This window comes from Citrobacter sp. MGH106, assembly GCF_001037495.1.
Lineage (GTDB): Bacteria > Pseudomonadota > Gammaproteobacteria > Enterobacterales > Enterobacteriaceae > Citrobacter > Citrobacter murliniae.
Window position 1 is genome coordinate 3,382,029 of the sequence record NZ_KQ089822.1, and the last position, 24,867, is coordinate 3,406,895.

Annotated in this window: 25 protein-coding genes; 6 read left to right on the top strand and 19 right to left on the bottom strand. The window is 52.2% G+C overall.

All coding sequences use genetic code 11. The annotated features are described in order from the left end of the window. Nucleotides 1-17 precede the first annotated feature (17 nt). Nucleotides 18-992, top strand: coding sequence for a 1-deoxyxylulose-5-phosphate synthase YajO (yajO, locus tag SK36_RS15840; protein ID WP_048221953.1), 975 nt, complete (start codon nt 18-20; stop codon nt 990-992). Between the two features lie 46 nt (nt 993-1,038). Here the strand turns inward: yajO and pgpA are convergent, their stop codons facing one another. The 6 genes from pgpA to nrdR form a co-directional block, all read right to left on the bottom strand. Next, nucleotides 1,039-1,557, bottom strand: a complete 519-nt coding sequence (gene pgpA / locus SK36_RS15845) for a phosphatidylglycerophosphatase A (RefSeq protein WP_045440507.1) — start codon at nt 1,555-1,557, stop codon at nt 1,039-1,041. Further along, nucleotides 1,535-2,512 (bottom strand): thiamine-phosphate kinase, encoded by a 978-nt coding sequence (thiL, locus tag SK36_RS15850; protein WP_045440505.1) that lies wholly within the window; start codon nt 2,510-2,512, stop codon nt 1,535-1,537. The genes pgpA and thiL overlap by 23 nt, the downstream gene beginning before the upstream one ends. A 77-nt stretch (nt 2,513-2,589) precedes the next feature. Further along, nucleotides 2,590-3,009 carry a transcription antitermination factor NusB gene (gene nusB, locus SK36_RS15855; protein WP_045440503.1) on the bottom strand — a complete coding sequence of 140 codons (420 nt, stop codon included), beginning with the start codon at nt 3,007-3,009 and terminating at the stop codon, nt 2,590-2,592. 19 nt (nt 3,010-3,028) lie between these two features. Next, a complete protein-coding gene (gene ribH, locus SK36_RS15860; protein ID WP_045440500.1) occupies nt 3,029-3,499 on the bottom strand; it encodes a 6,7-dimethyl-8-ribityllumazine synthase in 471 nt (156 codons plus the stop codon). Between the two features lie 86 nt (nt 3,500-3,585). Next, on the bottom strand, nt 3,586-4,689 hold the full coding sequence (gene ribD, locus SK36_RS15865) for a bifunctional diaminohydroxyphosphoribosylaminopyrimidine deaminase/5-amino-6-(5-phosphoribosylamino)uracil reductase RibD (protein ID WP_048221954.1): 1,104 nt from the start codon (nt 4,687-4,689) through the stop codon (nt 3,586-3,588). 3 nt (nt 4,690-4,692) lie between these two features. Further along, on the bottom strand, nt 4,693-5,142 hold the full coding sequence (nrdR, locus tag SK36_RS15870; RefSeq protein ID WP_003021571.1) for a transcriptional regulator NrdR: 450 nt from the start codon (nt 5,140-5,142) through the stop codon (nt 4,693-4,695). A gap of 152 nt (nt 5,143-5,294) precedes the next feature. Here nrdR and SK36_RS15875 point away from each other — a divergent pair, with 152 nt between their 5' ends. Then, nucleotides 5,295-5,834 (top strand): SadB/YajI family lipoprotein, encoded by a 540-nt coding sequence (locus SK36_RS15875; protein ID WP_045440494.1) that lies wholly within the window; start codon nt 5,295-5,297, stop codon nt 5,832-5,834. Between the two features lie 298 nt (nt 5,835-6,132). Then, nucleotides 6,133-7,011, top strand: a complete 879-nt coding sequence (locus tag SK36_RS15880; RefSeq protein ID WP_045440493.1) for a nucleoside-specific channel-forming protein Tsx — start codon at nt 6,133-6,135, stop codon at nt 7,009-7,011. A 74-nt stretch (nt 7,012-7,085) separates the two neighbouring features. Here SK36_RS15880 and SK36_RS15885 read toward each other — a convergent pair whose 3' ends face one another. From SK36_RS15885 to queA, 7 genes are all read right to left on the bottom strand, one after another. Beyond that, nucleotides 7,086-7,778 (bottom strand): helix-turn-helix transcriptional regulator, encoded by a 693-nt coding sequence (locus tag SK36_RS15885; protein ID WP_048221955.1) that lies wholly within the window; start codon nt 7,776-7,778, stop codon nt 7,086-7,088. Nucleotides 7,779-7,802: 24 nt separating this feature from the next. After that, nucleotides 7,803-8,168, bottom strand: coding sequence for a VOC family protein (locus SK36_RS15890; RefSeq protein ID WP_045440489.1), 366 nt, complete (start codon nt 8,166-8,168; stop codon nt 7,803-7,805). Nucleotides 8,169-8,468: 300 nt separating this feature from the next. Then, nucleotides 8,469-9,440, bottom strand: coding sequence for a protein translocase subunit SecF (gene secF / locus SK36_RS15895; RefSeq protein WP_045440487.1), 972 nt, complete (start codon nt 9,438-9,440; stop codon nt 8,469-8,471). Between the two features lie 10 nt (nt 9,441-9,450). Beyond that, nucleotides 9,451-11,298 (bottom strand): protein translocase subunit SecD, encoded by a 1,848-nt coding sequence (secD, locus tag SK36_RS15900; RefSeq protein ID WP_071828898.1) that lies wholly within the window; start codon nt 11,296-11,298, stop codon nt 9,451-9,453. A 27-nt stretch (nt 11,299-11,325) separates the two neighbouring features. Continuing rightward, a complete protein-coding gene (gene yajC, locus SK36_RS15905; protein WP_002890398.1) occupies nt 11,326-11,658 on the bottom strand; it encodes a preprotein translocase subunit YajC in 333 nt (110 codons plus the stop codon). A gap of 22 nt (nt 11,659-11,680) precedes the next feature. Next, nucleotides 11,681-12,808, bottom strand: a complete 1,128-nt coding sequence (gene tgt / locus SK36_RS15910; RefSeq protein WP_045440480.1) for a tRNA guanosine(34) transglycosylase Tgt — start codon at nt 12,806-12,808, stop codon at nt 11,681-11,683. A 53-nt stretch (nt 12,809-12,861) separates the two neighbouring features. Further along, nucleotides 12,862-13,932 carry a tRNA preQ1(34) S-adenosylmethionine ribosyltransferase-isomerase QueA gene (gene queA / locus SK36_RS15915; RefSeq protein WP_045440477.1) on the bottom strand — a complete coding sequence of 357 codons (1,071 nt, stop codon included), beginning with the start codon at nt 13,930-13,932 and terminating at the stop codon, nt 12,862-12,864. 296 nt (nt 13,933-14,228) lie between these two features. Between queA and acpH the strand changes: the two genes are divergently transcribed. Then, nucleotides 14,229-14,810 carry an ACP phosphodiesterase gene (acpH, locus tag SK36_RS15920; RefSeq protein WP_048221956.1) on the top strand — a complete coding sequence of 194 codons (582 nt, stop codon included), beginning with the start codon at nt 14,229-14,231 and terminating at the stop codon, nt 14,808-14,810. A 203-nt stretch (nt 14,811-15,013) separates the two neighbouring features. Next, the gene (locus SK36_RS15925; RefSeq protein ID WP_045440472.1) at nt 15,014-15,616 is read left to right on the top strand and encodes a peroxiredoxin; all 603 of its coding nucleotides are present in this window, start codon (nt 15,014-15,016) and stop codon (nt 15,614-15,616) included. An 81-nt stretch (nt 15,617-15,697) separates the two neighbouring features. On the opposite strand, the gene SK36_RS15930 is transcribed toward SK36_RS15925, so the two are convergent. Genes SK36_RS15930 through SK36_RS15940 form a run of 3 tightly spaced genes read right to left on the bottom strand, consistent with a single transcriptional unit; the run spans nt 15,698 to nt 18,824 of the window. Beyond that, nucleotides 15,698-17,566 (bottom strand): amidohydrolase, encoded by a 1,869-nt coding sequence (locus SK36_RS15930; protein WP_045440469.1) that lies wholly within the window; start codon nt 17,564-17,566, stop codon nt 15,698-15,700. A gap of 21 nt (nt 17,567-17,587) precedes the next feature. After that, nucleotides 17,588-18,133, bottom strand: coding sequence for an antibiotic biosynthesis monooxygenase (locus tag SK36_RS15935; protein WP_045440468.1), 546 nt, complete (start codon nt 18,131-18,133; stop codon nt 17,588-17,590). Between the two features lie 49 nt (nt 18,134-18,182). Further along, nucleotides 18,183-18,824: a hydrolase gene (locus tag SK36_RS15940; protein ID WP_045440467.1), complete on the bottom strand. Its 642-nt coding sequence runs from the start codon at nt 18,822-18,824 to the stop codon at nt 18,183-18,185. A 273-nt stretch (nt 18,825-19,097) separates the two neighbouring features. Between SK36_RS15940 and SK36_RS15945 the strand changes: the two genes are divergently transcribed. Further along, nucleotides 19,098-20,000: a LysR family transcriptional regulator gene (locus SK36_RS15945; protein WP_045440465.1), complete on the top strand. Its 903-nt coding sequence runs from the start codon at nt 19,098-19,100 to the stop codon at nt 19,998-20,000. Here SK36_RS15945 and malZ read toward each other — a convergent pair. The 3 genes from malZ to brnQ form a co-directional block, all read right to left on the bottom strand. Continuing rightward, entirely contained in the window at nt 19,994-21,811 is a 1,818-nt protein-coding gene (gene malZ / locus SK36_RS15950; protein WP_048221957.1) for a maltodextrin glucosidase, read from the bottom strand. The two genes, SK36_RS15945 and malZ, sit on opposite strands and share 7 nt — an antisense overlap. Nucleotides 21,812-21,994: 183 nt before the next feature. Beyond that, nucleotides 21,995-23,368 carry a proline-specific permease ProY gene (gene proY, locus SK36_RS15955; RefSeq protein WP_045440458.1) on the bottom strand — a complete coding sequence of 458 codons (1,374 nt, stop codon included), beginning with the start codon at nt 23,366-23,368 and terminating at the stop codon, nt 21,995-21,997. Between the two features lie 81 nt (nt 23,369-23,449). Beyond that, on the bottom strand, nt 23,450-24,769 hold the full coding sequence (gene brnQ, locus SK36_RS15960; protein WP_045440455.1) for a branched-chain amino acid transporter carrier protein BrnQ: 1,320 nt from the start codon (nt 24,767-24,769) through the stop codon (nt 23,450-23,452). Nucleotides 24,770-24,867 lie beyond the last annotated feature (98 nt).

The following is a 24,867-nucleotide window of genomic DNA, read 5'->3' on the forward strand; positions in this document are numbered from 1 at the left end:
ATAGCGGGAGCTGCAGCATGCAATACAACACCTTAGGAAAAACCGACCTTCGGGTATCTCGTCTTTGTCTGGGCTGCATGACGTTTGGCGAACCTGACCGTGGTAATCACGCCTGGACGCTGCCTGAAGAAAGCAGTCGCCTAATCATCAAACACGCCCTTGAGGGTGGCATCAACTTTTTCGACACCGCTAACAGCTACTCCGCAGGCAGCAGTGAGGAAATTGTCGGTCGTGCCCTGCGCGATTTCGCCCGTCGTGAGGAGGTGGTGGTGGCAACCAAAGTTTTTCACCGCGTTGACGACCTGCCGGAAGGGTTATCCCGTGCGCAAATTTTGCGTTCTATTGACGACAGCCTGAGACGACTCGGCATGGACTATGTCGATATCCTGCAAATTCACCGCTGGGATTACAACACGCCAATTGAAGAAACGCTGGAAGCTCTCAACGACGTGGTGAAAGCCGGGAAAGCACGCTATATCGGCGCATCCTCCATGCACGCTTCGCAGTTTGCTCAGGCGCTGGCCCTGCAAAAACAACACGGCTGGGCGCAGTTTGTCAGCATGCAGGATCACTACAACCTGATTTACCGCGAAGAAGAGCGCGAAATGTTGCCTCTCTGCTCTCAGGAAGGTGTCGCGGTGATCCCGTGGAGTCCGCTGGCGCGTGGTCGCCTGACGCGGCCATGGGGAGAGACGACAGCGCGTCTGGTTTCTGATGAGGTTGGCAAAAATTTGTACAACGAGAGCGATGAAAACGACGCGCAAATTGCTGCACGACTGACCCGAGTCAGTGAGGAAATTGGCGCAACACGTGCGCAGGTGGCTCTGGCATGGCTGCTGAGCAAACCCGGTGTTGCCGCACCGATTATCGGCACATCGCGTGAAGAACAGTTAGATGAATTACTTAACGCGGTGGATTTAACGCTGAAACCAGAGCAGATTGCTGAGCTGGAAATGCCGTACAAACAGCATCCGGTCGTGGGATTTAAATAACAAATTGCCCGATAGCGCTACGCTTATCGGGCATACCTGTTCACTCTCAGAACAGCCCAATCGGCCAGTGATGCCCGATAAAATAGAGGATCCCAGCAGAAAGGATCCCGGCCACAATATCATCAATCATGATCCCCGTACCGCCATGCACGTTACGATCGAACCAACGAATCGGCCAGGGTTTCCACATATCCAGAATACGAAAGATCACAAATCCGCCGGCAACCCACTGCCAGTCATTGGTCGGCAGCGCCATCAGGGTTATCCACATCCCGACAAACTCGTCCCAGACAATGCTGCCGTGATCGTGCACCCCCATATCTTTCGCCGTCTGATGGCAAAGATAGACGCCGATGCAGATCGACAGCATGACAACCAGAGAATAGAGCTGCCACGGCAGAAACGTCATTAGATACCAAAATGGGATCGCCGCCAGCGATCCCATGGTGCCCGGTACAATGGGACTCAACCCACTGCCAAATCCGGTGGCCAGCAGGTGCCACGGATTGCGCATACTCAAACGGCTTTTTGCGACATCTTTTTTAAGGCGTGGCAAAATGGTCATATCCTTTCCAGTCAAAAGTGACAGGCTTGCCGTCACGCGTAAAGTGAATGCCTTCCACGTCAGCACTCATCTGTCCGATGCAGGTAAATGATGCGCCCAGATGCCCCAGCGCCACGTCCAGGGCGCCACGGTTTATTTCCGGTACAGTAAAGCATAACTCATAATCTTCACCACCCGAGAGCGCCCAACGCAACGCCTGTTCAGGCTCAACGCATTGGGCAAGCGCTGTCGAATATGGCAAGGCATCGACGTTAACCCGTGCGCCACAGCCACTGGCATTGACGATATGCCCCAGATCAGAAATCAGACCATCAGAAAGATCGATTGCCGCACTCGCCAGGTCGCGCAGGCCCTGGCCCTGCAAAATTCGTGGCGTTGGACGCAGATGCCGCTTAAGCAAATAGTCCGCATGTTTTGCATCTGCAACCTGTAAATGGTGCTGCAAAATCGCCAGCCCTGCAGCGCTGTCGCCTGGCGTACCGGTCACGTAGATCCAGTCTCCTGGCTTCGCACCGGAGCGTTTTAAGGCCCGTCCTACCGGGACGTAGCCATGGATACCCAACGTCATCGACAATGGCCCACGCGTGGTGTCACCGCCAATCAGTTGCATATCATAATAATTGAGGAGTTCAAACAGGCCATCACTGAAGGCTTCGAGCCAGGCTTCATCGACGTCAGGCAAAGTGAGCGCAAGCGTTAGCCATGCAGGATCAGCCCCCATCGCAGCCAGATCACTCAAGTTCACTGCCAGCGCTTTCCAGGCCAGATCGGTGGGATCGATGTCAGGAAGGAAGTGATTACCCGCTACCAGCGTGTCAGTACTGATCGCCAGGGTTTGTTTATCAGGGATATTCAGGAGTGCGCAATCGTCACCAATACCGGTTTCGACATCAAGACGAGAGCTTCTAACACGGTCAAAATAACGGGCAATCAGGGAGAATTCGCCACATGCCATACGTTATGCCTCAGCAGGAAAAAAGAAAAGGCCGGCGACAGCGGAAATATAATTCCGCTATCCTACCGGCCTGGAGATCACTTTTTGTTGGGGCGAATCGCAGGTGCTGCTTTATCCAGTACGCCGTTAACGAATTTATGGCTATCTTCAGCGCCGAAGGTTTTCGCCAGTTCAATCGCCTCGTTGATGGCCACTTTATACGGCACATCACTACGTTTAGACAGTTCAAACAGCGCAATACGCAGCACGGCTTTTTCTACCTGACCCAGCTCTTCCAACAGGCGAGACAGGTAAGGCTTCATTAGTCCATCCAGGTACGCGCTGTTAGTCGCCACCCCGGACAGCAGTTCACGGAAATACAGAACGTCGACATCTTTTACGTCCTGTTCCGCCAGGAACTGGTATTCAACATCAGCGATGTCGTTCTGGGACAACTGCCAGGAGTAGAGCGCCTGGACGGCACACTCACGGGCGCGGCGACGAGCAGCAGGTTTCACGGATTTCCCCTTACAAAAATCAGGCCTTAATGGCTTTCAATACATTAATCATTTCAAGTGCAGTCAGTGCAGCTTCTGCGCCTTTGTTGCCGGCTTTAGTGCCAGCGCGTTCAATGGCTTGTTCAATACTTTCGGTGGTCAGAACACCGAAGGCTACCGGAATGCCACTGTCCTGAGCGACATGCGCCAGGCCATTGCTTGCACCGCCAGCCACATATTCGAAGTGTGCGGTACCGCCACGAATCACCGTGCCTAACGCAATCACCGCGTCGTATTTACCGGTTTTTGCCAGCGCACCTGCCGCCAGCGGCAGCTCATACGCGCCTGGAACCCAAACGACGGTAATGTTTTCATCTTTAACCTGACCAATACGTTTCAGGGCGTCGATCGCACCTTCCAGCAGGCTGTCATTGATAAAGTTGTTGAAACGCGCAATGGTGATGGCGACGCGAGCGTCCGGGGTAGCAACGTTAGCTTCAATAATGTTCATATTCTTCCTTCGGATTCACTAGACCCCGCAGGGGGGCGGATTTTATCATAATAATCTGTGCGCTGCTTCCCTTTCGAACCGGGAGATCATGCGCCCACTAAATGCAGGCAAAGGTCCGGACCTACATGGCGTATCTCATTGAATTTGAAATGGGGGGCATCAGCCAGTTTCTCAAGTCCTGGCAGCACACATAATCCTCGTGCATCGCTCCCTAACAGTTTAGGCGCAACATAGATGATTAGCTCATCAACCACTCCGGCCTGTAATAACGCGCCCGCAAGCGTCGGGCCAGCCTCAACCCAAATGCTGTTAATTTGTTGCTTGCCTAGTTGCATCAGCAGCACCACCAGGTCCAGATGCCCGTTATGTTCAGGAATCTTCAGGCTACGAACCGCCTCCGGCCAGCTGCGAGGATCGTCATGAGTACGGGCAATCCAGGTTTCTCCCGGCTGCTGCACAATACGATGCTCCGGCGTCACCTGGTTTTGGCTATCAAGGACAATGCGGATCGGCTGACGCAGATTTTCTTGCGGATAGAGAGCCTGGGTTGACTCCCCCAACTCCTCCCAACGGACGGTAAGCTGAGGATCGTCCGCCAGTACCGTGGCGCTGCTGGTCAAAATGGCATGGTTTTGTGCGCGCAGGCGCTGCACATCGCGGCGCGCCTCGGGCGAGGTTATCCACTGACTTTCGCCGCTGGCCATCGCAGTGCGGCCATCGAGCGATGCGCCAAGCTTAAGCTGCACATACGGGAATCCTGTACGCATCCGCTTGAGGAAGCCTTTATTAAGTTGTTCAACCTCACTCATCATCAGCCCGTGGCTGACGTCAATGCCCGCCTGTTGCAGGCGATAAAGCCCGCGCCCAGCGACCTGCGGATTGGGGTCCTGCATGGCGGCCACAACTCGCGTCACGCCTGCGGCGATCAGCGCATCACAGCACGGCGGAGTCCGACCATGGTGGCTGCAGGGTTCCAGCGTAACGTAGGCCGTTGCGCCTTTTGCTTTCTCACCCGCCATCCGCAACGCATGAACTTCAGCATGCGGTTCACCTGCGCGATGATGATAACCTTCACCGACGATCTCGCCATCTTTAACAATCACACAGCCTACGTTGGGGTTGGGATGTGTGGTAAAACGTCCGCGCGCAGCAAGCTTCAGCGCTCGCGCCATGTAAAATTCATCCTGCATGGCTTAGTCCTGTAGGCGAGCAATCTCTTCGCCAAATTCTTTGATATCTTCAAAGCTCCGGTAGACCGAGGCAAAGCGGATGTAGGCGACTTTATCGAGCTTTTTCAGTTGCTCCATCACCAGGTTACCGATCATCTTGCTCGGAACCTCACGTTCGCCTGTCGCGCGCAGCTGGGATTTTATATGGTTTAACGCCATTTCGACGTCATCAGCGCTAACAGGTCGTTTCTCAAGTGCTCTGAGCATACCGCTACGCAGTTTTTCCTCATTAAAAGGTTCACGCACATCATTGCTTTTTACAACGCGCGGCATGACAAGTTCAGCCACTTCAAAAGTGGTAAAACGTTCGTTACAGACCAGACACTGCCGGCGGCGGCGTACCGAGGAGCCCTCGCCTACAAGACGAGAGTCAATTACCTTAGTGTCTACGGCGAAACAGAATGGGCAATGCATACGGCGTCCTGACCAGGTGGTTAACAGAAATCTATTTTACCCTGAACTGGCGTGACAACAAAGGCAGAGCACTTTTGAGATAAAGGATCGATGCCTTCGTGCTCTTTGCACACTACCATTATGCTATCGCGACAATAAAGGAAGTAACCTACATGACAAGACGTTACCTAAGAATTCTCCTGGTGGGAAGTCTCTTTAGTCTTAGCGCCTGTGCACAGCAAAGCGAAGTACGCCAAATGCATCAAAGCGTCAGCACGCTGAACAAAGAGATGACACAGCTTAATCAGGAAACGGTGAAAATAACGCAGCAGAATATGTTGAATGCAAAATCCACCAGTGGCGTCTATTTACTACCGGGTTCCAAAACCCCCGCCCGACTGAACAGTCAGATCGGTACGTTACGCATGTCACTGGTGAATATTGCACCAAATGCAGACGGTACGCGCCTGACATTACGTATTCAGGGCGAATCCGACACCCCTTTACCCGCTTTTAGCGCCACCGTAGAGTACGGACAAATTCAGGGCACCACGGACAACTATCAGGAGGTGAATGTTCAGAATCAATTGATAAACGCTCCGGCAAGTATTCTTGCACCCAGCGACGTAGACATTTCGTTACAGCTTAATGGCCTGTCTCCGGAGCAACTGGGGTTTGTACGCATCCACGACATCCAGCCTGTGACACAATAAACTTTTTTGCGGAACGTTTTGTGCGTTCCGCAACATCACCAGCCTTCATTTTGTTACTCCTCTGACATCATCGAGATTTTTAGTAAAACTTGGCAACATTCATGGGAGCCAGTACAATTCGCCGCCTAAAGTACGCAAACGTGAACGCAATCGATTACGTAAATGATAGAACTGTGAAACAAGACATATTTTTGTGAACAATGATTTTTATAATAGGCTCCGAAGAAATACGAAATATTTAGAAACGCAAATTGCGCCTTTTTCACTCCCGAAAGGGATTTCAAACAGTGGCATACATATGAAAAAAACATTACTTGCAGCCGGTGCAGTACTGGCGCTCTCCTCGTCCTTTACTGCTAATGCGGCAGAAAATGACAAACCGCAATATCTTTCCGACTGGTGGCATCAGAGCGTTAACGTAGTAGGTAGCTACCACACCCGTTTCGGACCACAGATCCGTAACGATACCTATCTGGAATATGAAGCTTTCGCTAAGAAAGACTGGTTCGACTTCTATGGTTACATGGATGCGCCAGTCTTCTTCGGTGGTAACACCGATGCGAAAGGTATCTGGAACCACGGTTCCCCGCTGTTTATGGAAATTGAACCGCGTTTCTCCATCGACAAACTGACCGGTACTGATCTGAGCTTTGGTCCGTTCAAAGAGTGGTACTTCGCCAACAACTATATCTACGACATGGGTCGTAACAAAGATGGCCGTCAGAGCACCTGGTATATGGGTCTGGGTACCGATATCGACACTGGCCTGCCGATGAGCCTGTCCATGAACGTATACGCTAAGTATCAGTGGCAGAACTACGGTGCAGAAAATCAAAACGATTGGGACGGCTACCGTTTCAAAGTGAAATACTTTGTGCCAATTACCGAACTGTGGGGTGGTAACCTGAGCTACATTGGTTTCACTAACTTTGACTGGGGTTCCGATCTCGGTGATAAGAGTGCTTATGCTGAGAATGGTATTAAACAGCGTACTAACGACTCTATCGCCTCCAGCCACATTCTGGCACTGAACTACGACCACTGGCACTATTCCGTCGTCGCTCGTTACTGGCACAACGGCGGTCAGTGGAACGATGACGCTGATCTGAGCTGGATGAAAGAAAACGTTCGTTCTACCGGTTGGGGCGGCTATCTGGTTGTCGGTTACAACTTCTAATTTTGCCTGATACCGGGCGGCACTGCGCCAACCCGGAGACCAGCATGTTAAAGCCAGCTTAACCGCTGGCTTTTTTATGGCTTATCGTCACAGCGAACTTTACGCAAAAAGTCGCTTAGCGAACGTCCGGTATCCTCACGAAAATGCCTGTCCACAGGGGTAACACAGAGACAACGATCAACACGAAAACAACGATAATCCTCACGCCTTTCACACCATGCAACCAGTAGCCAGTGCTCTCCCCAGAAAAATAACCCCAGCGGCTGCACATCTCGCCAGGAGAGTTGCCCGGCTTCGTCACGATAATGCAGTGCCAGAACCTGTTGGGTAGATACAGCCCGGTGTATAAGATCAAATGTGCTACGAGAATGTAATTGAGTTCCAAAGTCAGGGGCAAAAATACGCGTCTGTTCTGCCCTGCGACGACTCTCTTCTGGCAGGATCGCCAACACTTTTTCCTGCGCCGATTCCAGCTCCCGCGAGAGCGAATCACCGCCCCAGGTTTTCAGTAATCGGATTGCGACCATCAGTGCTTCTGACTCACGGTGAGTGAGCATTAATGGTGGCAGATCAAATCCTGCCATTAAACGGTACCCGCTGCCCGCCTCCCCTTCAACAGGCACGCCGGATAATGATAAATCGCAGATATCGCGGTAGATCGTGCGAGGAGAAACCTCGAGCCGCTCCGCCAGATGCGCCGCCGTTGTCAGCCTCCTGCCACGCAGGATCTGTACAATCTGAAATAAACGGTCAGCGCGCCTGGTCATCTTAACCCTCTGTATTTAGAAATATTATGCAGGCTGGTGCAAGCCAACGCGATTACCTTCACTATCGGTAAATAACGCAATCGTGCCAATATCCTGCCCCAGCTCAAGTGGTCCAAACACACACTTACCACCCGCTGTTTCGACACGCGCAAGCGTAGCCGGGAGATCGTCCGTATGCAGATAAATAATAGCGCCCTGCTGCGAAGGCGTAATACCATCAAATTTAGCCAGTGCGCCACCGGGGGCTGGGTCCTGATGCGGGAACACTGCCAGCTCAGCACAATCCATATTCTCCCGACGCAGCGAAACCTGCATCACCGGTTCATAAAAAGCAATGGCACGATCCATTTCCGCTACCGGGATTTCAAACCAGTTAATCACGTTATTCATACATCCTCCTGCCTTTGTGGGTAATCTCAGAAGGACTATAAAACAGGACTACTGACAGCATACTGTCAGTAGTGTTTGCAAAAAGGGCCAAAAGTTTCCCTCTGGCCCGTTTCGGGCGCATGTTGCCACGCGGCGACAAGGCCAACGGGGATCAAGCCCCGCAACACTGTGCCTCACCGGGTCACCCCAGCTTGGGGCGATTCTACTCCACTCGCTAATATCCACACGAAATCAGCGTGCTACAGGCAAAAAAAATCCCGACCTTGCGATCGGGATTCCAGCTTTTACGCGCAGCTTCGGTTACGGCAAAATAGACGGCTGATCCGCCCCTTCTTTCTCGACCTTCTGCTGCAGCATGTGCTCGCGCTTCATACCCAGCTTCAACGCCAACGCCGATGCTACGTAGATAGACGAGGCAGTACCGATGGAGACACCGATAAGCATGGTCAGCGAGAAGCCTTCCAGCACCGGACCACCAAAGAGGTACAGCATCAGAATAACCACTAACGTCGTACCGGAGGTGATTAACGTACGGTGCAACGTCTGGGTCAGTGACACGTTAAAGATTTCGTAAGGCGTACCGCGACGGATTTTGCGGAAGTTTTCACGAATACGGTCAGATACCACGATACTGTCGTTTAGCGAGTAACCAATTACCGACATCAACGATGCGACGATTGTCAGGTCAATCTCGATATGGAACAACGACAGGATCCCTAAGGTGATAATCACGTCGTGCGCAAGGGAAATCACGACCCCAGCGGCCAGTCGCCACTCAAAGCGGAAACCGACATACACAAGGATGGAAATCAGCGCCACCATCAGCGCCATCGCACCGGTTTGCGCCAGATCAGCACCCACGCTGGGTCCGACGAACTCGATACGTTTCACAGCGGCATTCTGGTTAGTTGCTTCGTTAATTACACTCAGCACTTTACTACCCAGTACCTGCCCGCCGTTTTCACCTTCAGTTGGCGGCATACGAACCATAATGTCGTGGCTACTACCGAAGTTCTGCAGCAGCGGCTCAACGAAGCCCGCTTTCTCCAGCGCATCGCGCATCACGTCCATTTCCGCTGGTTTTTCCAGCGTGATTTCAATTACCGTACCACCAGTAAAATCGAGCCCCCAGTTAAATCCGCGTACGCCCATCACCACGATGGCCGCAATCAGCAGAAAACCAGAGATGCCGAAAGCCCAGTAGTCCCAGCGCATAAAGTCGATGACTTTACGGCCGTGGTTCAATTGTTCAACAGTATATTCCTGTGCCACATCGCACTCCTCAGATTGACAGCTTTTTGACGCGCTTGCCGCCATACAACAGGTTTACGATGGCACGTGTACCGACGATCGCGGTGAACATCGACGTCGCCACACCAATACCGGTAGTAATCGCGAACCCTTTAATTGCCCCAGTACCGACTGCATACAGGATCAGGACCTTAATCAGCGTCGTAATGTTCGCATCGAAGATGGAACTGAACGCGCCCGCATAGCCCTCGTTGATCGCCTGCTGTATCGAACGTCCGTTGCTCAACTCTTCTTTGATACGTTCGTTGATCAGTACGTTCGCATCGACCGCGACGGCAAGGGTTAAGACGATCCCCGCAATACCCGGCATACTTAGCGTGGCACCCGGCAGCAACGACATGATACCGACGATCAGTACCAGGTTGGCAATCAGCGCACTTGTCGCAATCAGGCCGAACTTCTTATAGAAGAAGATCATGAACAGGATAGAAACCACCAGACCAGCCAGACAGGCTTCCAGACCCTGCTTGATGTTCTGCATACCCAGAGTCGGGCCGATAGTCCGTTCTTCAACAATCTGAATCGGCGCAATCAACGCACCGGCACGCAGCAGCAGCGACAGCTGACGCGCTTCGTTCGGGTTGTTAATTCCAGTGATACGGAAGCTGTTACCCAGGCGAGACTGGATGTTGGCGATGTTAATCACCTCTTCCTGTTTCACCAGCATCGCACGGCCGTTGGCATCTTTTTTACCGCTGTCTTTGTACTCGACGAACAAGGTCGCCATCGGCTTACCGATATTGTCCTTGGTAAAGTTAGACATGATGTTACCACCCGCGCTATCCAGCGAGATGTTAACCTGCGGTTGGTTATACTCATCCATGCTCGACGTGGAGTCGGTGATATGGTCGCCGGTCAGGATCACGCGTTTATACAGCACAACTGGCTGTCCTTCGCGGGACTGTTTCACTTCTGAGTCACCCGGTACGCGCCCGGATGCAGCAGCAGACTGATCAACGTTGGTATTTACCAGACGGAATTCCAGCGTAGCAGTCGCACCCAGAATTTCTTTCGCACGCGCGGTGTCCTGAATACCAGGCAGTTCGACCACAATACGGTCAGCGCCCTGGCGTTGAACAACCGGCTCAGCGACACCCAGTTGGTTAACACGGTTGCGCAGAATGTTAATGTTCTGCTGTACCGCGTATTCACGAGCTTCGCTCAAACGCGCATCAGTCATCACCGCACGCAGCGCATTGCTGCCCTGGCTTGAAATCACCAGATCCTGATGACGCTTGCTCAGGTAAGAGATAGCCTCGTCACGGGCTTTGCTGTCACGGAAGGTGATGCTCAGACCGTAGTTATCTTCTTTACGAACGGTAGTATAAGGAATGCCTTTTTCACGCAGGTCGCTGCGCAGGCTGTCGATATTTTGTTCCTGCAGTTTACCCAGCGCGGTGTCCATATCCACTTCCATCAGGAAGTGAACGCCGCCACGCAGGTCAAGACCGAGTTTCATCGGTTCTGCGTGAATAGCAGCCAGCCAGCGTGGTGTTGCCGGAGCAAGGTTAAGCGCCACGACATATTGATCACCCAGCACGCCCAGCAGCACTTCACGTGCGCGCAGTTGGGTATCGGTGGAGTCGAAGCGCGCAAGAATAGCGCCCTCTTCCAGAGCCACAGACTTAGGTGTAATTTTTTCTTCTTGTAACGTTTTCTGGACCTGGATCAGCGTTTGCTCACTGGCGGCGGCACCGCGCACGCCAGTGATTTGAACAGCCGGATCCTCACCATACAGGTTGGGAAGTGCGTAAAGCAGGCCGACGATAATCACGACGACCAGCATGATGTACTTCCACAAAGGATAACGGTTTAACACGGCAGTTCCCTTCGGGAAAACAATAAATTACAGCGCCTTCATCGTGCCTTTCGGCAGAACGGCAGCTACGAAATCACGTTTGATAACCACTTCAGTGGTGTCGTTCAGCGCGATAGCGATGTAGCCAGTTTCTGCTACTTTGGTCACGCGACCGACCAGGCCACCGTTAGTCAGCACTTCATCACCTTTGGCAATGGAGTTCATCAGGTTTTTATGTTCTTTGGTGCGTTTCTGCTGTGGACGCAGGATCATGAAATAGAAAATCAGACCAAACACCACCAGCATCAGAATCAGAGACATCGGGCTGCCCTGCGCCGGAGCACCTGTTGCCGCTACCGCATCAGAAATAAAAAAGCTCATTCAAATTCCCTCATTATTAAAATTAATCAACGTTCAAAGGTGGAACAGGTCGACCCTGACGTTGGTAAAAATCGGTCACGAAGCTCTCTAATTTACCCTCTTCAATAGCCTTGCGTAAACCCGCCATCAAGCGCTGGTAGTAACGAAGGTTATGAATCGTATTGAGTCGCGCGCCTAATATTTCGTTGCAACGGTCAAGATGATGCAAGTAGGCGCGTGAATAATTGCGACAGGTGTAGCAATCGCACTCGGCATCGAGCGGACTGGTGTCGCTTTTATGTTTCGCATTACGAATTTTTACCACGCCGTCAGTCACAAACAAATGACCATTACGGGCATTTCGTGTTGGCATCACGCAGTCAAACATATCAATACCACGACGTACACCTTCAACCAGATCTTCTGGTTTGCCGACGCCCATCAGGTAGCGAGGTTTATCTGCCGGAATCTGCGGGCAAACATGCTCCAGAATGCGGTGCATATCTGCTTTCGGCTCACCCACAGCCAAACCGCCGACAGCGTAGCCATCAAAGCCGATATCTACCAGACCTTTGACAGAGATATCACGTAAATCTTCGTAAACGCTGCCCTGAATGATGCCAAAAAGCGCATTTTTGTTGCCGAGCCCGTCAAAACGGTCACGGCTACGCTTCGCCCAGCGCAAAGACATCTCCATCGAGCGTTTAGCATAGTCCCAGTCAGCCGGATAAGGAGTACATTCGTCGAAAATCATCACGATATCGGAACCGAGATCGTATTGGATCTCCATCGACTTTTCTGGATCAAGGAAAATCGGATCACCGTTGATCGGGTTGCGGAAATGCACACCCTGTTCGGTAATTTTACGAATGTCGCCCAGGCTGAAGACCTGGAAGCCGCCGGAATCGGTGAGGATTGGCCCTTTCCACTGCATGAAATCATGCAAATCGCCATGCAACTTCATGATTTCCTGACCCGGGCGCAGCCACAGGTGGAAAGTGTTACCGAGAATAATTTGTGCACCGGTAGCTTCAACTTCTTCCGGCGTCATGCCCTTCACGGTGCCGTAAGTACCAACCGGCATAAAGGCTGGCGTTTCTACTACGCCACGATCAAAAACCAGGCGGCCGCGGCGAGCGCGACCGTCTGTGGTGTCCAGTTCAAATTTCATTTTAACTCCTGCGTCAGAAAAACAGTCTGACGTTAAACACTCATGCCGGGGATTTACTCCCCGACACGCTCGGAAATAGCTTGCGGATTGTACGTGATAAACATGGCATCCCCGTAACTAAAAAAGCGATATTCCGCTTTTACGGCTTCATGATAGGCGTTCATGGTGTTTTTATAGCCCGCAAACGCTGAAACCAACATAATCAATGTTGATTCAGGTAGATGGAAGTTAGTCACCAACGCATCGATCACTTTGTACTGATAGCCTGGGTAAATAAATATTTGCGTATCGCCAAAGAATGGCTCAATCAGGTCGTTTTTAGCCGCCTGCGCCGCGCTTTCCAGCGAGCGAACCGAGGTCGTCCCCACCGCAATAACACGATTACCGCGTGCTTTCGCCGCCAGCACCGCGTCGACCACATCCTGCGGCACTTCCGCATATTCGGAGTGCATGATGTGATCTTCGATGGTGTCGACACGCACCGGCTGGAACGTCCCCGCGCCAACGTGCAGCGTCACGAACGCCATCTCAATGCCTTTATCGCGCAGTTTTGCCAGCAACGGATCGTCAAAGTGCAGACCAGCAGTCGGCGCCGCCACGGCACCGGGTTTTTCACTGTAGACCGTCTGATACAGTTCGCGGTCGGCATCTTCGTCAGGGCGGTCGATATACGGCGGCAGTGGCATATGGCCGATAGCATTCAGGATGTCCAGCACGCTGCGCTCGTCGTCAAACTCCACTTCGAACAGTGCGTCATGACGGGCAACCATTGTCGCTTTAATGCTTTCATCGTCGCCCAACAACAATTCAGCACCCGGCTTCGGCGCTTTAGATGCGCGAATATGTGCCAGAATACGTTTATCATCCAGCATACGCTCGACCAGCACTTCAATCTTGCCGCCGCTGGCTTTACGGCCAAACAGACGCGCCGGAATTACGCGGGTGTTGTTAAAGACCAGCAAATCTCCGGGGTTGAGCTTGTCGAGCAAATCAGTGAAAGTACCGTGTGTCAGCGCGCCAGTCGGCCCATCCAGTGACAGCAAGCGGCAGCTACTGCGCTCTGCCTGCGGATAGTGGGCAATCAGGGATTCGGGTAGTTCAAAGGTGAAATCGGTAACGCGCATGACACTGACTCAGACTAAAATAAGAGGCGGGTAGTCTAGTGCCGGGGCGCTCTCCCTGCAACCTTTACCCCTCAAGATGAGTGACATAATCTATACGCAAAAATCATTCAAGATGCATCGAGGCGGCAACTGAATGAGTCCCCAAGCGCTTACACTAGTAAGTGACTGGGGTAAGTGACAAATCTATAGGGAACAGATTTGAACGTCGCGGAGCGGCGGTCCGTAAGGGCGAGTCTCATGGATGAGACGAGTAACTCAGCAGCCAACAAAGGGGCAGTTTGAAGGATGAAGTGGATATGAATTTTCTAGCACACCTGCACTTAGCCCATCTTGCCGACAGCTCGCTTTCTGGCAATTTACTGGCCGATTTTGTTCGGGGGAACCCGGAAGCCAGTTTTCCACCTGACGTGGTGGAAGGCATTTTTATGCACCGTCGTATCGACGTAATGACCGATAACCTGCCTGAAGTGCGTGAAGCCCGAGAGTGGTTTCGCCGCGAGACTCGCCGCGTCGCGCCTATTACGCTGGATGTCATGTGGGATCACTTCCTGTCGCGTCACTGGTCAGAAATATCACCGGACTTCCCGCTCGCGGCCTTTGTCAGCTACGCCCACACGCAGGTTGCCACTATCCTGCCTGAATCGCCGCCGCGCTTTGTGAATCTGAACAACTTTATGTGGTCAGAGAAATGGCTGGAGCGCTATCGTGATATGGACTTTATTCAGAATGTCTTAAACGGCATGGCCAGCCGCCGTCCAAAACTCGACGCATTGCGCGACTCCTGGTATGACCTGGATGCGCATTACGATGCCCTGGAAGCACGTTTCTGGCAGTTTTATCCGCGCATGATGGCGCAGGCCAGCAGCAAGGCTCTTTGATTGCCTGATGGCGCTACGCTTATCAGGCCTGCCTGTTGTATCAGGGGTTGCAGACCGGATAAGGCGAAACCGCTATCCGGTAATGCATTGATAGCCAAAACCTGTCTCATTGATTGCCAGCGCCTCTTTGTCTTATTCCCGAACAGTCTCTATACTGGCCCGCGTTGCGTTCCAAAAACCCCTTAACTTTGCAGGAGAATTATATGGTACTGGTAACTCGTCAGGCTCCGGATTTCACAGCAGCTGCGGTACTGGGTAGCGGTGAGATTGTTGAAAACTTCAACTTCAAACAGCATACCAACGGTAAAACCACCGTTCTGTTCTTCTGGCCAATGGACTTCACCTTCGTTTGCCCGTCAGAACTGATCGCGTTCGACAAACGTTACGAAGAATTCCAGAAACGCGGCGTTGAAGTCGTTGGTGTTTCTTTTGACTCTGAATTCGTCCACAACGCATGGCGTAACACCCCTGTCGACAAAGGCGGCATTGGTGCAGTGAAATACGCAATGGTTGCTGACGTTAAGCGCGAAATCCAGAAAGCCTACGGCATCGAGCACCCGGAAGCGGGCGTTGCTCTGCGCGGTTCTTTCCTGATTGACGCTAACGGCGTTGTTCGTCACCAGGTTGTAAACGATCTGCCGCTGGGTCGTAACATTGACGAAATGCTGCGTATGGTTGACGCGCTGCAGTTCCACGAAGAGCACGGTGACGTTTGCCCGGCTCAGTGGGAAAAAGGTAAAGAAGGTATGAACGCGTCTCCGGACGGCGTTGCAAAATACCTGACCGAAAACGTATCCAGCCTGTAATAGGCTAACGTTTAGCAAAAAGGCTCGCGCAGGCGAGCCTTTTTTGTTGCCGGATGGCGGCGAAGCGCCACCGGGCAATGATTAAAACGCGAAACAAGAACAACCCAACACGCCCCAAAACGCACGATCGTCTGACACCGGGATCCCCGATTTACGCGCCATATCGTGCTGATGTCCGTGAACGCCGCAGCTACCGCAACACTGATGCATCTGGACCATAGCACCAACTTTCGCAGTAGTAGGTGGCGCAGAGCGATAATGCCCCGGAACGTTTACCACTGGTGACCAGTCAGGGACAACAGGGATCGCAGGCGGTGCCAGCGGCGTGAAATGCCCGGCAGCATAAACGACTTTGCCATCAACAATGGTCATCACCGACTCAATACCTTTGATCTCCTCCTCCGGTACGCTGAAATAATCTTTTGATAACACCACCAGGTCGGCAAGTTGATCTTTTTCAATGTGGCCTTTCTTACCCTGCTCGCTGGAGAACCAGGCACTGCCTGCGGTCCACAGTTCCAGCGCCACATCGCGCGCCAGTCGGTTGTTATCGTCGTACATCGCCATCCCGCCGACAGTACGTCCGGAAACCAGCCAGTAGAGCGCCGTCCACGGGTTGTAACTTGCCACGCGGGTTGCGTCGGTCCCCAGTCCAACCGGAACATCAGCCGCCAACATTTTTGCTACCGGTGGCGTATGTTTAACCGCATCTTTTCCATAGCGATCGACAAAATACTCGCCCTGGAACGCCATCCGATGCTGAACTGCAATACCGCCACCCAGCGCTTTTACGCGCTCAATATTACGTTCGGTAATCGTTTCTGCGTGATCGAAGAACCAGTGCAGGCCGTTGAACGGAATATCACGATTCACCTTCTCAAAGACATCCAGCATCCGGCTGATGGACTCATCATAGGTTGCATGCAGACGGAACGGCCAGCGATGCTCCACCAGGTGGCGGACGACACGTTCCAGCTCATCCTCCATGCCTTCAGGTAAATCCGGGCGCGGTTGCAGGAAGTCTTCAAAATCCGCCGCCGAGAAGACCAGCATTTCCCCTGCTCCATTAGCACGATAAAAATCAGTCCCTTGCCCTGGTTTGAGCATATCGGTCCAGCGTTCGAAATCTTCCAGTTCCTGCTTAGGACGCTGGGTAAACAGGTTGTAGGCAATACGGACCGTCATCTGCTTATTGGCATGTAGTTGCTCGATAATTTCATAATCTTCCGGGTAATTCTGAAAGCCGCCGCCGGCGTCAATGGCGCTGGTGAGCCCAAGTCGATTTAGCTCTCGCATAAACTGACGGGTGGAATTAACCTGCATTTCCAGCGGAAGTTTTGGTCCTTTCGCCAGCGTAGAGTAGAGGATCATAGCGTTCGGTTTGGCGATCAGCATCCCCGTAGGATTACCATTGCCATCGCGAACAATTTCTCCCCCTACCGGATCCGGCGTTGCTTTGGTGTAACCGACCGCTTTTAGGGCCGCGCGATTTAGCAACGCCCGATCGTAGAGATGCAGCACAAATACCGGTGTATCCGGCGCGGCTTCATTGAGTTCTTCCAGCGTCGGCATACGGCGTTCAGCGAACTGAAATTCACTCCAGCCGCCTACCACGCGAACCCATTGCGGCGAGGGTGTTCTGTCAGCCTGATCTTTAAGCATACGTAGCGCATCCGCCAGCGACGGCACACCTTCCCAACGTAACTCAAGGTTGTAATTCAACCCTCCGCGAATGAGATGCAGATGTGAGTCGTTTAAACCTGGGATCACTGTATGACCTTTCAGATCAATAATCTGTGTCCCATCAGTCGCAAAATTCATGATCTGATCATGAGAGCCGGTCGCCAGAATTTTTCCATCTTTAATCGCCACGGCGTCCACCTGAGGGCTTTGGCGATCAAGAGTATGGATTTTTCCGTGAGTCAGAATAAGTGTTGCAGTTTGAGACATAACAATCTCCTGAGAAACCGGTCAGGCTTTTTTCAGCCAGCCGGCAAACAGACGGGTTACGATAGGCATCCAGAACCAGACCACCAGCGCAACCACACAGGCATCATTAATCAGATGCAGGAGCAATGATCCCTTCATTGAGGGCAGCACGATGCCGGTCAGCCACGGCACCAGATTGGTGCTGGGAAAAATCACCAGCAGAGTTATCAGGAACTGCTTCCAGCGTTTAGGCTGGCGAACATGTGATGCAGGCGGGGTAAACCAAAATGCCGCTTCCGTACGAATCTCGGTTTTGTCGCCCTCCGCCAGCAATGGCGCGATCTCCTCGACCAGCGCACGGCGCGTATCAGACTGGGTCCAGTTATACAGATGCTCGACGGTGTCAAAGCGGATAATAATGTTCCACAGGTTTTGTCCGTCGGTAGGGCGAATGACGTTAGCGCCAAGATGACCAGGAAACTCTGCGGCCACTGGCATGATTTTCCCCAGCCACTGCTCATACCGCTGCGCCTGGTCAGGCCGCAAGGTGTGAGTAATCACCAATGTCACATGTTTATTCTGCGCCATGAAGGGTTCCTTGCTGAAGGATAATGGCGGGATTGCCCCGCCAGCGGAATTAAATCTTACGTTCTGGTGCACCATGTACCATGGTATAGGCATAATCCACGCCCATACCGTACGCACCGCTGTGTTCGCGCACCAGGTCCATCACCGCGTCGTAAGTCTCTTTACGTGACCAGTCGCGTTGGTACTCCAGCAGCACCTGCTGCCAGGTAACAGGTACCGCACCCGCCTGCACCATACGATCGATAGAACGTTCATGAGCATCCACGGATGTACCGCCGGAAGTGTCGGTGACGACATACACTTCATAACCCGCTTCCAGCGCCATCAACGCCGGGAATGTCAGGCAAACTTCGGTCCACAGTGCAGAGATAATCAGTTTTTTACGCCCGGTCGCTTCCACTGCTTTAACAAAGGCCGCATCTTCCCAGGAGTTCATTGAAGTACGCTCGATAGGCTTGACATCAGGATGAACAGCTAACAATTCCGGCCAGATATATCCGCTAAAACTTTTCGTTTCAACCGAGGTATAAATCACTGGAACATTAAATATTTTTCCGGCTTTGGCTAATGCTACAGTATTATTTTTCAACGTCTGGCGATCAATATTCGCCACACCAAATGACATTTGCGGTTGATGGTCAATAAAAATAAGCGTTGAGTTTTGTGGGTCAATCAGTTCCCGAATAGACATAGCACACCTTCTTAATCAATGAGTTAAAAGGCAACGGTCTGTAACTGCCGTCAGCAGCAGGATCCTGAATCAGAAAGCTTGTTGAGTATAGCGGGAATTTTCTAACGAGTTATTAAAGAAAACTTATCATCGAGTGATGATAATAATTTTGTCTTGAGATATATCTCAATCATCATCAAAAAAATGCGAATGTCTTATCTAATTTATTCACTGGCATTGTTTTTCTCTATTCTGTAAAAATGAGGTGTTTAATTTTCAGGATATATTCAGCTTATGCGCATCAATCTGGACGTTCTGCTCATCCTCGACGCACTCGACAGGCATGGTTCATTTGCTGCCGCTGCCGAATCACTGTTTAAAACCCCTGCCGCACTCAGCTATATGATTCAGAAGCTGGAAAACGATCTGAATATCGAATTGCTCGACCGTTCCGGGCATCGGGCAAAATTTACCGATACCGGCCTGATGATGCTGGAAAAAGGACGTTTGCTCCTCAGCGCTGCCAAAGACCTCGAAAAACAGGCGTTACAACTGAGCGCTGGCTGGGAAAAAGAGCTGGCAATTGCGCTGGATGCCTCCTTCCCCTTCGCCGCACTGGTGCCGATTATCGAAGCTTTTTACGCACTCAATAAACAAACTCGCCTCAACTTTACTCACCACACGCTGGCAGGTTCCTGGGAAGAACTCACCCATAACGGAGCGGATATTATTCTGGGCGCTATTAATGAGCCACCAACATCAGCGGCCTGGTCTTACAAAATGCTCGGCACGCTGGATAATGTGTTTGTTGTCGCACCCGGGCATCCACTGGCAGCGGCATCGGATAGTTTAACCAATGAACAACTGTGCCTGCACCGGGCGATAGTCATCAGCGACAGCGCCCGCTATTGTCATCCGTTACAAAGCAACCTGATGGATGAACAGGCGCAGATTCGTGTCGATGATTTCCACAGTAAAGTGATGTTACTGCGGGCGGGAACCGGTTGCGGATTTCTCCCACGCCACATCGCAAGCCCATGGTTAGCCACAGGCGAGCTGGTGGAAAAACCCGTGTTGTCTTTTCGTCAAAAAGACGTCGCCTATATGGCGTGGCGCAATAGCAATGACGGACTGGCGCAGCGCTGGTGGCGGGAAACGCTGCTGACCAGTGAGGAGATTGCGCGTTTGTATCAATGACACATCCAGATTGAGGCAGAAATCGCAGGTAGCGTCAGAATATCATCCGCGAGCTGGCCTTTGCCTTCTTTGTGCAGCCATTGGCTGGCATTGAGCAATGGCGAGGCTGGCAACACCACTTCACAGGCCTGGCCACGATTGATTGCTACCAGCACGCGCTGTCGGTTTAGTACTCGCACAAATACCACCACGTTATCCTCTGCGTAAATCACCTGACAACCGCCGTGGCGTAGCGCCTGACTCAGATGACGCATTTTAGCCAGCCGCTGATACAACGCCAGCAGGTCAGAATCCTGTTTGTCCTTCTGCCATGGGAACGGCTTGCGGCAAAACGGATCGTTATTACCGTCCAGCCCAACTTCATCACCGTAGTAGATACAGGGAACCCCCGGCCAGGTAAACAACCAGACTACCGCCAGCGGCAGGCGCGCGACATCTTTACCTAGCAGCGATTTAAAACGGGCCGTGTCGTGGCTGTCGAGCTGATTGAACATGCGCAGTTGCTGCTGATGTGATAAACCTGCACGATAGTTATCCATCCACGCCATACAGGTTCGGGCATCAATAAACTGCGGATCATAAGAGATATCGGTATTGGCAAGAAATCCCCATATGGGAAAGGTAAAGCCACGATAGTTCATCGCGGCATCTTCAGCATCAGCCTGCAACCACTGACGCGCATCACCGAAATGTTCGCCAACAATGTATGCTTCTGGCTGAGTTTCTTTAGCCGCCTGGGCGATCCCGGCAACATGCTGGAGGTTATTGCGCGCACCACCGGCTTCACCCAACATGTGTACGACATCAAGCCGCCAGCCATCCATATTCCATGGTGCTTTTAACCAGTGACGGACAATGCTGTCTTCGCCGCGATAGATTTCATTCACCAGGCTTTCAGATGCAAAGTCCAGTTTGGGCAGGCTTGAATACCCCAGCCAGTCCAGCGCGACGCCTTCCGTTGAAAAATGGTACCAATCGCGCCAGGGGGAATGTGGGTTATGGCATGCGCCATCCGTTCCCCGACTATGCCGGTCAAACCAGGCGTGCGAATCGCCGCTGTGGTTAAATACGCCGTCCAGAACCAGCCGCATTCCCTGCGCCTGTGTATTGTGTCGCAGGCGCAGTAACGCCCTGTCGCCACCAAACTGTGGATCAACATGACGATAATCTTCAGTATCGTACTTATGTACGCTTGGTGCGGTAAACACCGGGTTCAGATATAGCGCGGTTACACCCAACGTTTTCAGATAGGGCAGTTTCTCACTGATACCGTCCAGATCACCGCCATAGAACGTGGAACCGCCAGCCTGCGCAGTCAGCGGCTCATCCCACTCACGCTGCACAATATCCTGTCCTGCTGCATGGTGGTAATAAACGTTGTTCTGATACGCTTCACGTGACTGGCTACGTGCAAAACGGTCCGGGAAAATCTGATAGAAAATCTGATCGGCTACCCATTGCGGTCCGTTATCCGGCACATCCACGGCGAACTGTTCCAGACGCGCTGGCGGAATACGGCTGAATCCCTGCGGGGTAAACCACAGCTGACGATCAAGCCACAACAATTTAAAGCTATAACGCCGACGAGGTTGACCGCTGGAAAGATCGATTGCGGCTCGCCACGCAGTAACGCCAGGCTGAGGCTGGCTGCGCTGCTTACGCATAATCAGCGAAATCTCTTCGTTATCATTTTCCGCGCGTAGCGTTATACGTTGGGGAGGATTATCTCCCGCCAGCCATAACGTAATCGTCAGTTGATCTTTGTTTTGTTTAACAAATGGGGCAACCGGAAGGTGCCAGGCGTTCAACATCACGTATCCCCTTTGATGAAAATGAAGCCACCTTGCCATAGCGAAGTGCAGGATCACTCATCATCTTAACGTTTATTGGGGGAGGAGTTCGGGGGAGGAGATTTCGCCGGATGGCGCTACGCATCTTTGGCCTACACACTCTCGAGTAGGCCAGATAAGACATAGCGGTCATCCGGAAAAAAATTACTGTGCTTCAGCCAGTTGACGCTCGCGACGACGCTTAAATACCCAGCCAACCAACAACAGGATAATCCACGCGAAACCAACGTAAAGCGAAATACGAGTATCCGGGTGGTAACCGATGAGCGCGATAATAAAGACCAGGAAAATCAGGCCAACAACGGTCGTCGTCACTCCGCCAGGCACTTTGAATTTCAGCGCCTTAACCTCTTCCGGCGGCAGACGGCGGCGGAAGGCAATCTGCGACAGCAGAATCATAATCCACACCCATACCGTGGCAAACGTTGCCAGTGAGGCAATCACCAGGAAGACGTTTTCCGGCATGATGTAGTTGAGATAAACCGCAAACAACAGTGCGAATGTCATCACCATCACCGTCACCCACGGCACACCGCGACGTGAGGTTTTAGCAAACATTTTCGGCGCGCTGCCCTGCTCCGCCATACCGTGCAGCATACGGCCTACGCCAAAGACGTCAGAGTTGATCGCCGACAACGAAGCGGTCAGCACCACAAAATTCAGGATGCCGGCGGCAAAAGTAATCCCCATGTGCTGGAAAGTCAGTACAAACGGGCTTCCATCTGTGCCGACCTGGTTCCACGGGTAGATGGACATAATGACGAACAGCGTACCCACGTAAAACACCAGGATACGCATCGGTACAGAATTGATAGCACGCGGGATAGATTTTTCCGGGTCTTTTGCTTCACCTGCGGTAATGCCAATAATCTCAATCCCGCCATAGGCGAACATTACCATTTGCAGCGACATCACCATACCGAGCCAGCCGTTGCTGAAGAAGCCGCCGTTACTCCACAGGTTGTGGATGCCGGTCGGTTGCCCACCGTTACCAATGCCCCAGATGATGATGCCGAAACCAGCAACAATCATGATGATAATAGTGGCGACTTTAAAGAATGAGAACCAGAACTCCAGTTCACCAAACACCTTCACGCTCATCAGGTTAATGGCGCAGATAATCAATACCACGCTGAGGACCCAAATCCAGTGCGGTACGGCCGGGAACCAGACACCCATATAAATACCGAAGGCAGTAACATCGGCGATGGCGACAATCAGGATTTCAAAACAGTAGGTCCAACCGGTAATGTAGCCCGCGAGAGGCCCGAGGTTTTCCTGCGCATAGCGCGAAAAAGAGCTGGCTGCAGGGTTATGAACTGACATTTCGCCCAGCGCACGCATAATTATGTACGCCGCCACGCCACCGATAAGATAGGCCAAAAGTACGCTTGGCCCCGCCATTTTGATGGCATCGGCCGAACCATAAAACAGCCCGGTACCAATTGCTGAACCTAATGCCATAAAGCGAATGTGCCGGGTGCTCAGCCCACGCTTTAGCTTGTTATTACTTTCCATCGATTCCTAACCTGTTAACACAATAAAAAAACCACGGGGCCATATTAATAGCCCCGTGGTTAAAACTTATTGTCAGTGATTTTAGTGTGCGCTGGAGGTCACTTGTCGACCCGCTGCGCGATCCCAGATTACTGCCAGGACCACCATCACGACTGTTGGCATCAACCACGCCAGACCTTGTTCCGCCAGCGGTAAACGCTGGGTCCAGGCCGGTAAGATGTCGCCAATTGCAGAAGCTTTAATGCCATCAAGGATACCAAAAATCAGGCTGATAAACATCGCAGGTGCAATGACGCGGGAAGAATTATGCCACCATGAGCGGGTAAAGCTTAATACAACCAGTGCGATGCATGGCGGATAGATAGCCGTCAGCACCGGAATGGAGATCTGAATCAGGTGGCTCAGACCCAGGTTCGATACCACCATCGAGAAGCCGCCGAGGATAAACACCAGCGTACGATAAGACAGCGGCACATACTGGGCAAAGAACTCAGCGCACGCACAGGTCAGGCCAACTGCAGTCACCAGACAAGCAATAAAAATCAGTGCGGCCAGCAAGAAGCTACCTGCGCCACCGAAGGTATGCTGAACATACGCATGCAGAATCGCAGCACCATTAGCAGACTGATCGACCAGCGTCGCACTGTCAGAACCCAGGCGGAACAACGCAAGGTACAACAGCGTTAAGCCCACACCAGCCATCAGACCCGCCCAGACGGTATAACGGGTCAGCAGACGCGCTTCAGTAACGCCACGCGAACGAGCGGCATTAACAATAACAATACCAAAGACCATCGCACCCAGCGTATCCATTGTCAGATACCCGTTCACGAAGCCATTAGAAAACGCTGCGGTTTCATAGGCTTCCATGGCGTTACTGATCGGGCCCGCAGGCCAGACAATCGCTGCAACAGAAAGCACAACCAGCGCAATAATTTTCAGCGGCGCAAGGAAATTCCCCACCGTATCCAGCAGTTTGCCCGGATAGAGCGACACCAGAATAACAATCGCGAAATAAACCACGCTATAGATAAACAACGGCAGCGCCGAGTCACCAGTCAGCGGAGCAATTCCCACTTCAAAAGAGACTGTCGCGGTACGCGGAGTAGCAAATAACGGCCCTACCGCCAGATAACAAACGGTAGCCAGCAGTAAACCTGCTACTTTGCCGATCGGGGTGCTCAGGCTGTCTACACCGCCACCGACTTTCGCCAGCGCTACAACGGTAAGCACCGGAAGACCAACGGCGGTAATCAAAAAGCCAAAAGCCGCAGTCCAGACGTGTTCGCCGGCCTGCAAACCAACCATTGGGGGGAAAATGATGTTACCTGCACCAACGAACAGTGCAAATGTCATAAATCCCAGGGCGATAATATCGCGTGATTTTAACTGATGGGTCATAAAGTCTTACAGCCTGTGGATGTGGTGTTGAAAACGTTTAATTTTCTGCCGTTCCCTGAGGGACAATACAGCGGCATTTTTAATCAATTCCAGCGGGA